This is a genomic window from Comamonas sp. CAH-2 (assembly GCF_009668305.1).
In the GTDB taxonomy this organism is placed as follows: domain Bacteria; phylum Pseudomonadota; class Gammaproteobacteria; order Burkholderiales; family Burkholderiaceae_C; genus Comamonas; species Comamonas aquatica.
Genome location: NZ_VSWF01000005.1, coordinates 55713 through 70733, shown reverse-complemented (window position 1 = coordinate 70733; position 15021 = coordinate 55713). Strand labels below are relative to the sequence as shown.

Here is a 15021-nt window from a genome sequence, read left to right as displayed (position 1 = left end):
GGCACAGTCTTTGCATCAGGTTCCATGGTGCACATCAAGGAATGTGCAGTTTCTGGAAGACCTTGGTTAGGAACACGTAAGCAATGAGAAATATGAGTATTCGGGGCAAGCTGTGGTCACTCGTCGCGGGCCTTTTGCTGTTGACAGCGGCCATGACCGGCATGCTGGGCTATCAGCTCTTCAAGAGCAATCAACACCTGTCCAGCATCTACAGCAACGAGGTTGTGCCGATGAAGGAGCTCAAGCAGATCTCGGACGGCTATGGCATCAAGCTGGTGGAAATCACCAACAAGGTCTACAACCAGCAGATCCTGGCCGATTCGGGCAAGGAACAGCTGACCGAGGTGAAGAAGAACGCCGAGGCGGCCTGGCAGGCCTACCTGTCCACGGTGCTCACCCCCGAGGAAAAGGAACTGTCCGACCGCGTGGGCGTGCTGCTGGACGCCATCACCCCGCGCATTGACGACGTGCTGCGCCTGTTCGAGCGCCAAGACCACGACTCGCTGGGCTCCTTCATCGAATACCGCCTGTTCCCCAGCGTGAGCCCCTTGGCCGCGGCCTTGCAGCAGCTGTCGGCGATGCAGGAAGCGCAGGCCCAGAGCGCCTACAACGAGGCCCAGTCCAGCCTGCGCCAGGCCGTGATTGCCGCCGGCGTGACGGCCGCCATCGTGCTGGTGCTGGCCCTGGCCGGCGCCACACTGCTGATCCGCACCATCACCCGCAGCCTGGACCGCGCCGTGCAAGTGGCCGAGACCGTGGCCCAGGGCGATCTGAGCTCCAGCATCCAGGTCACGTCCAAGGACGAGCTGGGCCGCCTGATGCTGGCCCTGCAGACCATGAACGGCAACCTGATCGGCATCGTGAACCGCATCCGCGAAAGCAGCGAATCGATTGCCACCGGCGCCAACCAGATCTCCACCGGCAACAACGACCTGTCGCAGCGCACCGAAGAGCAGGCCAGCAACCTGCAGCAGACTGCCGCCAGCATGGAAGAGCTGACCTCCACCGTGCGCCACAACACCGACAACGCCCAGCAGGCCACCCAGCTGGCGCGCGGTGCCGCACAAAGCGCCAACGCCGGTGGCCAGGCCATGGAACAGGTCACCCAGACCATGGAAACCATCGCGGCCAGCTCGCGCAAGATTGCCGACATCATCGGCGTGATCGACGGCATCGCCTTCCAGACCAACATCCTGGCGCTGAACGCCGCGGTGGAAGCTGCGCGTGCTGGCGAACAAGGCCGTGGCTTTGCCGTGGTGGCCGGCGAGGTGCGCTCCCTGGCCGGCCGCAGCGCCGAAGCCGCCAAGGAAATCAAGCAGCTGATCCAGCAAAGCGTGAACCAGGTCAACGAAGGCACGCGCCTGGTGGACACTACGGGCCAGACCATCAACGAGGTCGTTCGCCAGGTGCAAAGCGTGGCCACGCTGATCCAGGAAATCAGCAACGCCAGCAACGAGCAAAGCCAGGGCACCAGCCAGGTCAGCGATGCGATTGCCCAGCTGGACCAGGTGACCCAGCAGAACGCCGCCCTGGTCGAGGAAAGCGCCGCCGCCGCCAGCAGCCTGAACATGCAGGCGGCCGAGCTGAACCAGCTGGTGGCCGTCTTCAAGACCGGCACCGGCACCTCGGCGCGCTTCGCGGCTGTGGCGCCCAAGCTGGCCCCCGCCGGCAGCGCGGCCCCTGCCCGTCAGGTGGCTGCCACTTCGCAGGCCGGCAACGAGCCCGCCCTGCTGAACTGAGCCCCGGCACAGTCCAGCCTTTCCCGCACGGCCACCCGGCTGTGCGGGCCTCCGCCCCACCCGCCACCCCTGCCGTGTTGCGCAGGCACCGCGCCCACCAGGCCACAGCCTGCGCGCAGCTTCAGCACCCAAAGTGCCAATGACGCTGGTGCAGCAAGCGCTGACAGCTCTCAATTTCAAAGCACATCCGGCCGCTGCTGTGCACGCACCGCTGGCGGCATAAGCACATCACGGATGCGTAGTTGGCGCAGCCAGGGTTCTTCTCCACAATCGTTGCACCTTCTACAACGATTGAACCCGGAGACCCTTGTCATGCGCATTGAAACCCTGGCCGTCCATGCCGGCTACAGCCCCGACCCCACCACCAAGGCCGTGGCCGTCCCCATCTACCAGACGGTGGCTTATGCCTTCGACAGCGCGCAGCATGGCGCCGACCTGTTCGACCTGAAGGTGCCGGGCAACATCTACACCCGCATCATGAACCCCACCACCGACGTGCTGGAAAAGCGCGTCGCGGCGCTGGAAGGCGGCATTGCCGCGCTGGCCGTGGCCTCGGGCATGGCCGCCATCACCGCCGCCATCCAGACCCTGGCCGAAGCGGGCGACAACATCGTCAGCGCCAGCACGCTCTACGGCGGCACCTACAACCTGTTTGCCCACACCTTCCCGCAGCAGGGCATCGAGGTGCGCTTTGCCGATCCGCGCGACCCGGCCAGCTTTGGCGCGCTGATCGATGCCAAGACCAAGGCGGTGTTCATCGAGTCCATCGGCAACCCGCTGGGCAATGTCACCGACATCCGCGCGCTGGCCGATGTGGCCCATGCGCATGGCGTGCCGCTGATCGTGGACAACACCGTGCCCAGCCCCTACCTGCTGCGCCCGTTTGAATTTGGTGCCGACATCGTCGTGCACTCGCTGACCAAGTACCTGGGCGGCCACGGCACCAGCGTGGGCGGCGCCATCGTGGACAGCGGCAAGTTCCCCTGGGCCGAGCACAAGGCCCGTTTCAAGCGCCTGAACGAGCCCGACGTCAGCTACCACGGCGTGGTCTACACCGAAGCCCTGGGCCCTGCGGCCTTCATCGGCCGCGCGCGCGTGGTGCCGCTGCGCAACATGGGCGCGGCCATCTCGCCGCAAAACGCTTTCCAGATCCTGCAAGGCATTGAAACCCTGGCCCTGCGCATGGACCGCATCTGCGAGAACACGCAAAAGATTGCCGAAACCCTGCAAAACCATCCCAAGGTGGAATGGGTGCGCTATGCCGGCCTCAAGGACCACCCGGACCACGCCATCGTGCAAAAGCAGTCGGGCGGCCGCGCCTCGGGCATTCTGTCGTTCAGCCTCAAGGGCGCAGAAGGCCGCGCGGCCGGTGCGCGCTTCCTCGATGCCCTGCAGCTGTTCACGCGCCTGGTGAACATTGGCGATGCCAAGTCGCTGGCCACGCACCCGGCTTCCACCACGCACCGCCAGTTGGACGCGGCCGAACTGGCCAAGGCCGGTGTGACCGAAGGCATGGTGCGCCTGTCCGTGGGCATCGAGCACATCGACGACCTGCTGGCCGACCTGGACCAGGCCCTGGCCCAGGTCTGAGGACTGGGGCTCAGGCCTCAGGCACCTGTGCAGGGCCCTTGGCCTGTGCGCAGGTGGGCGGCGGCAGGCATTGCGCCAGGATGAGCTCCTTGAGCCGCTCTGCCGCCGGGGGCAGCGCATGGCCGCGCGGCCAGATCATGTTCAGGTGCGTGCGCAGCTTGGCATCGGCCAGCGGCACCAGCACAGGCAGGCCCTGCACGCCCAACTGGGCAAAGCTGTCGGGGGCAAAGGCCACGCCCAGGCCTTTTTGCACCATCAGCAGCATGGGCAAGGTTTCCACCCCCCAGTAGGCCACTTCCGGCGTGAACCCGGCTTCCTGGCAGGCGCGCAGCAACATGTCCGAAATGCCGGTGCCCAGCAGCGAGCTGTGCAGCAAAAAGCGCTCTGCGCGCAACGCCCCCAAGGCAATCTGGGCCTGCCCGCACAAGGGATGCTGCGGCGGCAAGGCCACCCGCAAGGGTTCGTTCATCACCTCCTGGTTCTGCAGCTCCGGCGCCGCAAATTGGCTGCGGCAGATGACCAGGTCCAGGCTGCGCTCGCGCAGACGCTGGAGCAGATAGCCGGTTTCCCCCTCGTGCACATGGACCGTGATCTTCATCGCACTGGCCAGCAATTGCTCCATCACGCGTGGCATGATGAACAGACTGGCCGCCGTGGCGCAGCCAATGTGCACCGTGCCACGCGATCCCTGCGCGGTTTCGCGCAACTCGCGCCGCATGGCCTGCAGATTGGCTTGCAGCGCCTTGGCACGCAGGTAAAACAGCTCACCCGTGGCGGTGGGCACCAGCCGGTGGCCACTGCGGTCGAACAGGTTCACCCCCAACTCATCTTCCAGCTTGCGCAGCAGGATGCTCAAGGGCGGCTGGGTCATGTGCAAACGCTCGGCGGCGGCAGACACGCTGCCTTGCTCGTAGACGGCGACAAAGCATTTCAGGCGGTGCTCATCCATATCTTTTATATATAAACAATAGATTCAATATATATTAGACCTTATCGACATGCGTTCCTATACTCCGCCGCGTTGCCTGCCTTGCATCCAGGCGACACATACAACAAGGAGACACGCATGCACCCGAACCGCCGCCAGATCATTGGCTGGACCCTCGCCGCCAGCCTGGCCCCCATGCTGGGCCTGTCCACCGCCCACGCACAGGCCGATTGGCCACGCCGCACCCTGAAAGTGGTGGTGCCCTACCCCGCCGGCGGCACCGCCGACGCCATGGGACGCCTCGTAGCCCACAAGCTGGGCAAGGCCTTCCCCAAGGTCAGCGTGGTGGTCGAGAACATTTCCGGAGGCGCCACCGTGCCCGGCGCCCTGGCCGTGATGCGCGAGCCCGCGGACGGCCACACCGTGTTCCTTGCCAGCGACAACACACTCAACATCAACCACTGGCTGCTGAAAGACCCGCGTTACGACGGTGACAAGGACTTCACGCCCATCACCGTACTCAACACCTACCCGCACTGGCTGATCGTCAACGGCCAGGGGCCCTACAAACAGCTCAACGACCTGGTGCAAGCCATCCGCGCCAAACCCGGCCGGGTCTCCATCAGCGTCAACACCATTGGCGGCGCGGCCTACCTGGCGCTGGACAACTGGCGCCGCGAGAACGGCCTGAACTTCGAGATCGTGCCCTACCGTGGCTCGCCCCCTGCTGTGGCCGACCTGATTGGCGGCCATATCGATGCGCACGTGGACGTGGTGGGCTCCTCGGTGGCCCACGCCCGCAGCGGTCGCGTGCTGCCCGTCGCCGTGCTGCAAACCAGCCCGCTCAAGGAGTTCCCCAAGGCCGTGCCACAAAGCGACCTGGACCCCAAGGCCTTGCACGTGCAATCCAATCTGTCCGTGGTCGTGCGCAGCGGCACCCCGCAGCCCATCATCGACAGGATCTATGAGGTCCTCAAGGCCGGCGCCAGGGACGAGGACTTCACCAAGACCATGCAGCTACTGAGCCTGGACACCGTGCTGCTGGAGCCCGCCAAGGCCAAGGAATTCCTGCTGCAGGAAACCCGGCGCTACGGCGCACTGGTGGACAAGTCGGGCCTGGAAAAACAGTAAGCAGGGTGCACCATGAAATTTGTTGTTGCCCTGATTCGCCACGAGACCAATACGTTCTCCCCTGTCCCCACCGAGTTGAGCGATTTCCGCCGAGGCACCACCACCCACGGACCCGCCTATGGCGAAGCTGCCCGCCAGGCATGTGAGGGCACGAACAGTGCCGCCGCTGCCTACCTGGACCTGGCCCGTGGCATGGGCGCCGAGGTGGACTTTGCCGTCTGCGCCAACGCCGTGCCCAGCGGGCTGGTGACGCGCGCAGCCTTTGAAAGCCTGTGCGATACCGTGGTGCACAGCGCCCGCCAAGGCTGCGACGCCATCCTGCTGGACCTGCACGGCGCCATGGTGGTCGAGGGCTATCCCGACGCCGAGGGGGAGCTGCTGCGCCGCCTGCGCGCCAGCACCCCGGCAGGCCTGCCGATCGGCGTAGCCCTGGATTTCCACGCCAACTTCAGCCGCGAGCTGATCCGCCACGCCACCGTGGTGGCCGGCTACTGCACCTACCCCCACGTGGACGTGTATGAAACCGGCGCCCGCGTGGGCCGCAGCATCCGCGCCCTGCTGGAGCAGCGCAGTGCGCCGGTGCTGCTGTGGCGGCGGCTGCCGATGCTGACGCACATGCTGCGCCAGACCCCGGCGATGCAACCCATGAAGGACATCATGGACCGTGCCATGCAGGCCGAGCGCGACGGCGAGGTGCTCAATGCCTCGGTGTTTGGGGGTTTTCCGCTGTCAGACATTCCCTGCGCCGGCTTGTCGGTGGTGGTGGTGGCCGAGCGTGAACGCCTGGACGCCGGCGAGAAACTGCTGGACGAGCTGTGTGCCCTGGCCTGGTCGCGGCGGGCAGACTTTGTCTTCCCAGCCACCCCGGTGGCCGAGTCGATTGCATACGCTAAAACGCTGGAGCAAGGCCCGGTGATCCTGGTGGACCACGGTGACAACTGCGGCGCTGGCGGCACCACCGACATCATGATCGTGCTGCAGGAAGTGCTGGCCCAAGGGCTGGAAGACGTGGTGGCCGGCCCCTTCTGCGACCCTGCCACGGTGGCCCTGCTGTTTGAACACGGTGTGGGTGCCGAGGTGACCGTGGATGTGGGCGGTAAGACCGACATGCCCGCACTGAACCTGACCGGGCAGCCGCTGCGCCTGACCGGGATGGTGGAACGCCTGACCGATGGCAACTACACCGTGACCGGCCCCATGTACACCGGCATGCGTCTGAGCCTGGGTCGCACCGCCGTACTGCGCGTGGGGACGGTACGCATCTTCATCTCGGAACGCCCCCAGGAGCCCTACGACACCGGCGTGTTCACGCATGCCGGCGTGGACCCTGCGCACTCCAAGTATGTGCTGCTCAAATCACGCCAACACTTCCGCGCAGGCTTCGAGCCTTTTGCCCGGCACATCGTGCTGGTCAGCGGCCCCGGTGTGTGCAGCTCGGACTACAGCCTGTTTCCCTTCAAGCACCTGCCCCGCCCCATGTACCCACTGGACGCCGACGCCTCGTTGGCCGACTCCGAGAGCTGGTGCACTGCCAGCGTCGCATGATGTGGGATCTGCTCTACCCGGCCTGCACGGTGCTGGCAGGCTATGTGGTGCTGGGCATCACCGGTTTTGGATCGGCCTTGGTCATCGTGCCCCTGCTGGCCTGGCACTGGCCGTTGCCCGAAGTGGTGGCGCTCACCCTGCTGATGGATGTGCCCGCGTCCTTGCTGCATGGCGGGCTCAACCTGCGCCAGGTGCAGTTGACCGAACTGCGCCGCCTGCTGCCCGGCATGGTCGCCGGAGCCATGGCAGGCCTGTGGCTCAGCCAGGTGTTGGCCGCCAGCTGGCCCTTGCTGGTGCTGGGCCTGTATGTGGCAGCCGTGGGCTGGCAATCGCTGCGCCCATTTGCAGCGCAGCGCCAGCCGCTGGGTCCCCGCTGGGCACCGGTCATGGGAATAGCCATCGGCAGCGTGGAAATGCTGTTCGGCACGGCCGGCCCCCTGGTCGTGACCTGGCTGAGCCGCCGCCTGCCCGATGTGCAGGTGCTGCGCGCCACCGCCCCCGTGGTGATCGCCGTCAGCGCGTGCGCCGTGCTGCTCACCCTCGGGGTTTCCGGGCGCCTGTCCCAGCCCGGGCTGTGGCTGCGCTGGATCGCGCTCCTGGGCGTCGCCGGGATTGGCGTGTTGCTGGGCAACCGCCTGGCACGGCGGGTGTCGCCCCTGGCCTTGCGCCGGCACATTTGCGGCCTGCTGGTGCTCAGCGGTTTGAGCCTAATGGCCCACGCCCTGCTGGAATCAATCTAGTGCCGCACGGTTGCAGGCATAAAAAAACCGCTGCCATGGCAGCGGTTGGAAGCCCTTGGAGAGAGCTGGAAATTTAGAAGCGGTAGCCGACGCCCACGCCAAGCAGGATGGGGTCGATCTTGAACTTGCCGATGCCGTTGTTGATGGTCGTGTCGATATACACCTTCTTCACGTCGAAGTTCAGCGACCAGTTCTTGTCCAGCGCATAGTCAAAACCGACTTGCAGAGCACCACCCCAGCTGTTGCGCTTCACATCCAGACCGGCGGGCAGGTCAACATTCGAGAAGCGTGTGTAGTTGATACCAGCACCCACGTAAGGCTTGAAAGCACCAAAGTTGGTGAAGTGGTACTGGGCCATCAGGCTGGGAGGCAGGTGCTTCAGCGAACCAATCTTGGCGCCATTCAGTCGCACGTCCTGCTTTTGAGGGTAGGTCAGGACCAGTTCAGCGGCGAAGTTGGGGGTGAAGTAGTAGCTGATGTCCAGCTCAGGAATCACCTTGTCGTTGATGCTAACGCCAGCAGCACCGGCAGCACCGCCGTTGTCGCTTTCCAGGTGCACCGCGCGCACGCGCACTTGCCACTTGCCATCTTGCTGCTGCGCCATGGCAGCACCGGAAGTCATTGCACACAGAGCGGCCACGGCCAGCAGAGTCTTTTTCATAGTAGGTGTTTGGTCAAAGTCCGGGGACAACCCCCGTGACAGCCATTGCATCACTGCGCCCCACCCTGGGGTTTGCCTTAGGTCAACCCGGTCACCAGCGCGATTTCAGAGTTTGCAGAAATGTTGGAATTAAGCAACAACCCCTGCCACAGCAACACCCCCACTTCTATACCCATGCGCAGGGCTAGTGCGTATCCGCGGTGCCGCGTAGGCGCTGTACCGCTTGCACCAGCACCACGATCACCCCACCAATGAGGGCCCCCACCCCGACATGGACCAGCAGCGGCACCAGCAAGGCCACGACGCCACCCAGCGGGGCAATGCTGGCATCCAGCCAGGTCTGGATCGGCCGCAGGCCGTGCACCAGCAGGCTGCCTCCCACCAGGAACATGGCCGCCGTGCCCACGATCGACAGGCCCTTCATCAGCCAGGGGGTGAAGGCAATCAGGCCGCGGCCCAGGGCCTGCAGGCTGGCACGGTCCTTGGACATCCAGGCGTTGCCAACATCGTCCATGCGCACAATACAGGCCACAAGGCCATACACGAACACGGTGATGGCCAGGGACACTGCCACCAGCACGCTGAACTGCTTGACCAGCGGTTCGTTGGCCACGGTGCTCAGCGCAATCGCCAGGATTTCGGCCGAGAGGATGAAGTCCGTGCGGATGGCACCCTTGATCTTTTGCTGTTCATAGGCCGCGGCATCCATGCCACGCTGCTTGGCCTCACGCACCGAGGACTGCGCCACGCCCTGGGCCTGGGCTTCCTGGGCCTCCTGCACGGGATCGTGGCCGTTGCGGCGCTGGTGCAGGGTGTGCAAGATCTTCTCCACCCCTTCGAAGCACAGGAAGGCGCCGCCCACCATCAGCAACGGGGTGATCAGCCAGGGCATGAAGGCGCTGATCAGCAAGAAGGCCGGCACCAGGATCACCTTGTTGAGCAGCGATCCCTTGGCCACGCCCCAGACCACGGGCAGTTCGCGGTGGGTGCGCACGCCGGTCACCTGCTCGGCGTTCAGGGCCAGGTCATCACCCAGCACGCCCGCGGTCTTTTGCATGGCCACCTTGGTCATGCCCGCCACGTCGTCGGCCATGGCGGCCGATTTGCGCGCGGCCACCTTGCTCATCAGGGCCACGTCGTCCAACACGGCGGCAATGTCATCCAACAGCATCAACAGTCCAGCACCGGCCATCTCGACTCCTTGGTGAATGTCCGCCGCACGCTTGCTTGCGCGGCATGACGTGAATCTTCAAAACATGGCAGCCGCCCCGCCACAGCCGGGCGGCTGCGGGACTCAGGGCTTGTCGTAATACGCCTGGGCCGCGTCGCTCAGCAGGTTGGGATGCATGCTGACCGCATACGGCAGGCCCAGGAAGTTGCGCCAACCGCCCCGGTCGGCCTCGGTGAGCTTGCCGTCCTTGTTGACGTCCAGCGCCACCGGCACCACGCCGTAGAAGCTGCCGCCCACGCCGTCCAGCTTGAGCTTGTCGCCCTTCTTGTCCGTGCTGAGCACGCGGCCACTAGTGGCATCCACGGCCACCAGCGGTTCGCCGACAAAGCCTTCGCGGATCACATACACCTCGGTATAGCCCTGGCCGGCCCAGCGCTGATCGACCAGCAGGTCGGGCCGCGCTAGCACATTGGCCGCCTCGGCCGCGCAGGCGCCCGTGCGGCACAGCACGGCCACCGGGGCATCCTTGTACGGCAGCACCGCCTGCACGGCCTGCCAGAAGTCCGCCGCGCTGACGCGCACCTCGGTGCCCGGCACCGCGCCATAGCGGCATTGGCTGCCATCGTCCAAACGGATCTGTGCCTCGGCCGCCCCAAACGGGTGGGGCTGGCACTGCTGGTACAGGCGCGGAAACGGCAGGTGGCGCGCCCCCTCGGGGTGGCCCAGGCGGTATTCCGTGGCATCGCGCACATCGATCAGCGCCATGCGCTGGCTGGCCGGCAGTTGCGTGCCCACATAGGCCCGGGCCGCGCTGATGTCACCCGCGTAATGGCGCACGGGGGCGTACAGGGGCTGCGCCGGTGCCGCCTTGGCCACGGTGGTGGTGGCCGTGCTCTTGCCGCCGCCATACCAGCCTTGGACATAGGCACAGCCTGAAGTGAGCAGCACGGACGACAAGGCCAACGCCTTCAGGACCCAGGAAGAAGAGGTTTGCATACACATGGTGAAAGAAGAACCCGCGGACACGAAGACTGTGCCTGCGCTGTGGCCGCCATCATAGAGGGGCGCCGGGCCTGCGCCACCGCATCGCCGCCGTGGGCATGGCTGGGCCTGCACCAGGCCGCCACCCCGTGCTGCGCCGCCGGCACCCCGCCCACCGATGTATTGGCAGCCATGCTGGCCCTGCTGCGCTGGCTGGATCCGGTGTTGCCCAGGTTGCAATTTAAAAAAAAGAGAGCAGCTTGCGCTGCCCCAATCTGCTGTTCAACGCCATTCAGGCTTGAAGTGCTTGAATGACCAGCGCAGCACGCTCTCTTTTTGATTCAGTGGCCATAAAAAAAAGGCCCTGCCAGCGGCAGAGCCTTGTGTGCCAAGCGAGCAAGCTGCCTAGCAGCTTGCGGTGGCCATCAACCCAACCACTTGCGGGCGTTGCGCCACACGCGCATCCAGGGGCTGAAGGCGGACTTGTCGCCCGAGGTCCAGCTCATCTGCACGTTGCGGAACACGCGCTCGGGGTGCGGCATCATGGCGGTAAAGCGCCCGTCGGCCGTGGTCACGGCGGTCAGGCCACCGGCCGAGCCGTTGGGATTGAAGGGGTACTGCTCGGTCGGCTGGCCGTGGTTGTCCACATAGCGCATGGCCTTCACGACTTGGTCTGCATTCCCACGGAACTGGAAGTTGGCGTAGCCCTCGCCATGCGCCACGGCGATCGGCAGGCGCGAACCGGCCATGCCCTGCAGGAAGATGGAGGGCGACTCCAGCACTTCCACCATGCTCAAACGCGCCTCGAAGCGGTTGCTCTGGTTTTGTGTGAAGCGTGGCCAGTCCTGTGCGCCGGGGATGATGTCTGCCAGCTCGGCAAACATCTGGCAGCCGTTGCACACGCCCAGACCGAAGGTGTCCTGGCGGCCAAAGAAGGCCTGGAACTGCTCGGACAGGCGGTCGTTGAAGGTGATGGAACGCGCCCAGCCAATGCCCGCACCCAGGGTGTCGCCGTAGCTGAAGCCGCCACAGGCGACCACACCGGCAAAGTTCTTCAACTCTGCGCGGCCAGCTTGCAGGTCGCTCATGTGCACGTCGAAGGCGTCAAAACCGGCTTCGGTGAAGGCGTAGGCCATTTCCACATGGGAGTTCACGCCCTGCTCGCGCAGCACAGCCACGCGGGGCTTGGCAGCCACGTTGATGAAGGGCGCCGCCACGTTGTCCTGGGGGTCGAACGTCAGGTGCACGTGCATGCCGGGGTCGGTGGGCTCACCGGCGGCGGCGTGTTCGCTGTCGGCACACACGGGGTTGTCGCGCTGCTGGCAGATCTTCCAGCTCACGGCATCCCAGACCTGGTGCAGGTCGGAGAGTGTGGCGCCAAACACCTTCTGCGCATCGCGCCAGACCTGCAGCTCGCCCTTGCCGGCGTCCACGGGGGACGATGCGGGGCGGGTCTTGCCGATGGTGTGGCTGCACTGGATCAGGCCGTGCTCGCGCAGCACGTGCATGACTTCGGCGCGGTCGGCGGTGCGGATCTGCAGCACCACGCCCAGCTCTTCGTTGAACAGGGCGCGCAGCGTCAGGTCCTCGCGGCGGCCGGCCACCTGCTTGCCCCAGTTTTTGCCCTCGCCGCTGTCCATGCGGCTGTCGCTGATGCCGTCGCCTTCGGTGATCAGCATGTCCACGTTCAGCGCCACGCCCACATGGCCGGCAAAGGCCATCTCGGCCACGGTGGCCAGCAGGCCGCCGTCGCCCTTGTCGTGGTAGGCCAGGATCAGGCCCTTGGCGCGCAGTGCGTTCACCGCATCGACCAGGGCGATCAGGTCCTTGGCGTCGTCCAGGTCGGGCGTCTCGTTGCCCGACTGGTTCAGCACCTGGCCGATGATGGAGCCGCCCATGCGCATCTTGCCGCGGCCCAGGTCGATCAGCACCAGGGTGCTGTCCTCCACCTCGGCGTCCAGCTGCGGGGTCAGCGTGGTGCGCACGTCGTCGATGGCGGCAAAGCCGGTGATGATCAGGCTCACGGGCGAGGTGACCTTCTTGGTCTGGCCGTTCTCGTTCCACTGTGTGCGCATGGACAGGGAGTCCTTGCCCACGGGGATGGAGATGTTCAGCGCGGGACACAGCTCCATGCCCACGGCCTTGACGGTGGCATACAGCGCGGCGTCTTCGCCGGCTTCACCGCAGGCGGCCATCCAGTTGGCCGACATCTTGACCTTGGGCAGCGCGATAGGCGCGGCCAGCATGTTGGTGATGGCTTCGGCCACGGCCATGCGCCCCGAGGCCGGGGCGTTGATGGCCGCCAGCGGCGTGCGCTCGCCCATGGCCATGGCTTCACCCTTGAAGCCCTGGTAATCGGCCAGGGTCACGGCCACGTCGGCCACCGGCACCTGCCAGGGGCCGACCATCTGGTCGCGGTGGGTCAGGCCGCCCACGGCGCGGTCGCCGATGGTGATCAGGAAGCGCTTGGACGCCACGGTGGGGTGGGCCAGCACGTCGATCACGGCCTGCTCCAGCGCCACGCCGGTCAAGTCGATGGCGGGCAGCGTGCGTTCCACGCTGGTCACGTCCTTGTGCATCTTGGGCGGCTTGCCCAGCAGCACGTTCATGGGCATGTCCACGGGGAACTTCTGGTCGCCCGCGGCGACGGCCGTGTCTTCCAGCACAAGCTGGCGCTCTTCGGTGGCCACACCGATCACGGCGAACGGGCAGCGCTCGCGCTCGCAGAAGGCCGTGAACTGCGCCAGCGATTCGGGCGCGATGGCCAGGACGTAGCGCTCTTGCGATTCGTTGGACCAGATTTCCTTGGGCGACAGGCCCGACTCTTCCAGCTTGACGGCACGCAGGTCAAAGCGCGCGCCACGGCCGGCGTCGTTGGTCAGCTCGGGGAAGGCGTTGGAGATACCGCCGGCGCCCACGTCGTGGATGGCCAGGATGGGGTTCTCCGTGCCCTGCGCCCAGCAGTGGTTGATGACTTCCTGCGCCCGGCGCTCGATCTCGGGGTTGCCGCGCTGCACCGAGTCGAAGTCCAGTTCCGCCGCGTTCGTGCCCGAAGCCATGGAGCTGGCCGCACCGCCGCCCATGCCGATGCGCATGCCGGGGCCGCCCAGCTGGATCAGCAGCGTGCCAGCGGGGAATTCGATCTTCTTGGTCAGCTCGGCGTCGATCACGCCCAGGCCGCCGGCAATCATGATGGGCTTGTGGTAGCCGCGGGTGATGTCACCGACCTGCTGTTCGTACTCGCGGAAATAGCCGGTCAGGTTGGGGCGACCAAACTCGTTGTTGAACGCCGCGCCGCCCAGGGGGCCTTCGATCATGATCTGCAGCGGGCTGGCGATGTGCTCGGGCTTGCCGACTTCGCTGCCCCACAGCTTGGAGACGGTGAAGCCGGTCAGGCCGGCCTTGGGCTTGGAGCCCCGGCCGGTCGCGCCTTCGTCACGGATTTCGCCGCCGGCGCCGGTCGAGGCACCGGGGAAAGGCGAGATGGCCGTGGGGTGGTTGTGCGTCTCCACCTTCATCAGCACATGGTGGGTGGCAGTCTTCTTTTGATAGCTGGGAGCGCTGACTGTGCCTGCCTTGGCATCGAATTGGGCCACGAAACGCTCGACCGCATGGCCTTCCATGATGGAGGCGTTGTCGGAGTACGCCACCACGGTGTGCTGGGGCGAGACGGCTTCGGTGTTGCGGATCATGCCGAACAGCGACTTGTCCTGCTCCACGCCGTCGATGGTGAACTTGGCGTTGAAGATCTTGTGGCGGCAGTGCTCGGAGTTGGCCTGCGCAAACATCATCAGTTCCACGTCCGTGGGATTGCGCTTCAGGTCATTGAAAGCGTTGACCAGGTACTCGATCTCGTCGTCGGCCAGGGCCAGGCCCCACTGCTTGTTCGCGGTTTCCAGCGCCGCGCGGCCACCGCCCAGCACGTCCACAAACTCCATGGGCTGGGCCTGCAGGGTGGAGAACAGCTGCTCGGCTTCGGCACGGGTGGCGAAGACCGATTCGGTCATGCGGTCGTGCAGCAAGGCCGCGATCTGCGCGGTCTGCGCTTGCGACAGCTCGGGCTTGCCACCCAGCAGGCCGGACTTCACTTCCACGCGGTACTCGGTCATGCGTTCGACGCGGAACACCTCCAGGCCGCAGTTGCGCGCGATGTCGGTGGCCTTGGAGGCCCAGGGCGAGATGGTGCCCAGGCGCGGGGTGACGACCAGGGCCACACCGTCGCTCCCGCCGACATACGGGTCGCCATACGTCAACAAGGCCGCCAGACGCTGAGCTTGCTCGGCAGTCGGGGCGGCCTCGGTGGCAACCAGGTGCACAAATCGGGCGCTGATGCCCGTGATCTTGGGGTGGATGGCGACCAGATCGGTCAGGAGTTGCTGGGCGCGGAACGAGCTCAGGGCGTTTCCACCCTCAAACTGAGTCAAATGCAAGGTCACGAGGCGGCCTGTTTATGTGAAGGCTGGTCAAAAGCGTCCCGCCCTGAGGACAAGCACCAAGGCAGGGACGCTGAATTGAGAGAGCTGCGATTTTACCGG

The 15021-nt window shown here is 65.6% G+C and carries 10 protein-coding genes; 5 read left to right on the top strand and 5 right to left on the bottom strand.

The window, feature by feature from the left end; translation table 11 throughout:
- Positions 1–92 precede the first annotated feature (92 nt).
- Both FYM52_RS19110 and FYM52_RS05460 read left to right on the top strand, forming a co-directional pair.
- Entirely contained in the window at positions 93–1739 is a 1647-nt protein-coding gene (locus tag FYM52_RS19110) for a methyl-accepting chemotaxis protein (protein WP_304515526.1), read from the top strand.
- A 312-nt stretch (positions 1740–2051) separates the two neighbouring features.
- The gene (locus FYM52_RS05460; protein ID WP_045267051.1) at positions 2052–3329 is read left to right on the top strand and encodes an O-acetylhomoserine aminocarboxypropyltransferase/cysteine synthase family protein; all 1278 of its coding nucleotides are present in this window, start codon (positions 2052–2054) and stop codon (positions 3327–3329) included.
- A gap of 10 nt (positions 3330–3339) precedes the next feature.
- Here the strand turns inward: FYM52_RS05460 and FYM52_RS05455 are convergent, their stop codons facing one another.
- Positions 3340–4278, bottom strand: a complete 939-nt coding sequence (locus FYM52_RS05455; protein ID WP_154163363.1) for a LysR family transcriptional regulator — start codon at positions 4276–4278, stop codon at positions 3340–3342.
- A gap of 117 nt (positions 4279–4395) precedes the next feature.
- On the opposite strand from FYM52_RS05455, the gene FYM52_RS05450 reads away from it, so the two are divergent.
- From FYM52_RS05450 to FYM52_RS05440, 3 genes are read left to right on the top strand one after another with little or no spacing between them, the layout of a single operon-like run.
- Positions 4396–5388: a tripartite tricarboxylate transporter substrate binding protein gene (locus tag FYM52_RS05450; protein ID WP_043384875.1), complete on the top strand. Its 993-nt coding sequence runs from the start codon at positions 4396–4398 to the stop codon at positions 5386–5388.
- Between the two features lie 12 nt (positions 5389–5400).
- Complete coding sequence (locus FYM52_RS05445; protein ID WP_154163362.1) at positions 5401–6933, top strand: M81 family metallopeptidase; 1533 nt, start codon at positions 5401–5403, stop codon at positions 6931–6933.
- Positions 6930–7673: a sulfite exporter TauE/SafE family protein gene (locus FYM52_RS05440; protein ID WP_238826135.1), complete on the top strand. Its 744-nt coding sequence runs from the start codon at positions 6930–6932 to the stop codon at positions 7671–7673. Before FYM52_RS05445 ends, FYM52_RS05440 begins: the two co-directional genes overlap by 4 nt.
- A 73-nt stretch (positions 7674–7746) precedes the next feature.
- On the opposite strand, the gene FYM52_RS05435 is transcribed toward FYM52_RS05440, so the two are convergent.
- The 4 genes from FYM52_RS05435 to purL all read right to left on the bottom strand — a co-directional run bounded on the left by FYM52_RS05435 (position 7747) and on the right by purL (position 14922).
- Positions 7747–8334, bottom strand: a complete 588-nt coding sequence (locus FYM52_RS05435) for an OmpW family protein (RefSeq protein ID WP_043384885.1) — start codon at positions 8332–8334, stop codon at positions 7747–7749.
- A gap of 184 nt (positions 8335–8518) precedes the next feature.
- A complete protein-coding gene (locus FYM52_RS05430) occupies positions 8519–9526 on the bottom strand; it encodes a DUF808 domain-containing protein (RefSeq protein ID WP_154163361.1) in 1008 nt (335 codons plus the stop codon).
- Between the two features lie 102 nt (positions 9527–9628).
- Positions 9629–10501, bottom strand: coding sequence for a rhodanese-like domain-containing protein (locus FYM52_RS05425; protein ID WP_154163360.1), 873 nt, complete (start codon positions 10499–10501; stop codon positions 9629–9631).
- 410 nt (positions 10502–10911) lie between these two features.
- The gene (purL, locus tag FYM52_RS05420; protein WP_162524653.1) at positions 10912–14922 is read right to left on the bottom strand and encodes a phosphoribosylformylglycinamidine synthase; all 4011 of its coding nucleotides are present in this window, start codon (positions 14920–14922) and stop codon (positions 10912–10914) included.
- Between the last annotated feature and the right edge of the window lie 99 nt (positions 14923–15021).

Excerpts from the sequence above, each read along its gene's own strand:
- FYM52_RS19110 (WP_304515526.1), top strand. The coding sequence starts at position 93 with ATGAGTATTCGGGGCAAGCTGTGGTCACTCGTCGCGGGCCTTTTGCTG.
- FYM52_RS05460 (WP_045267051.1), top strand. The coding sequence starts at position 2,052 with ATGCGCATTGAAACCCTGGCCGTCCATGCCGGCTACAGCCCCGACCCC.
- FYM52_RS05455 (WP_154163363.1), bottom strand. The coding sequence starts at position 4,278 with ATGGATGAGCACCGCCTGAAATGCTTTGTCGCCGTCTACGAGCAAGGC.
- FYM52_RS05450 (WP_043384875.1), top strand. The coding sequence starts at position 4,396 with ATGCACCCGAACCGCCGCCAGATCATTGGCTGGACCCTCGCCGCCAGC.
- FYM52_RS05445 (WP_154163362.1), top strand. The coding sequence starts at position 5,401 with ATGAAATTTGTTGTTGCCCTGATTCGCCACGAGACCAATACGTTCTCC.
- FYM52_RS05440 (WP_238826135.1), top strand. The coding sequence starts at position 6,930 with ATGATGTGGGATCTGCTCTACCCGGCCTGCACGGTGCTGGCAGGCTAT.
- FYM52_RS05435 (WP_043384885.1), bottom strand. The coding sequence starts at position 8,334 with ATGAAAAAGACTCTGCTGGCCGTGGCCGCTCTGTGTGCAATGACTTCC.
- FYM52_RS05430 (WP_154163361.1), bottom strand. The coding sequence starts at position 9,526 with ATGGCCGGTGCTGGACTGTTGATGCTGTTGGATGACATTGCCGCCGTG.
- FYM52_RS05425 (WP_154163360.1), bottom strand. The coding sequence starts at position 10,501 with ATGCAAACCTCTTCTTCCTGGGTCCTGAAGGCGTTGGCCTTGTCGTCC.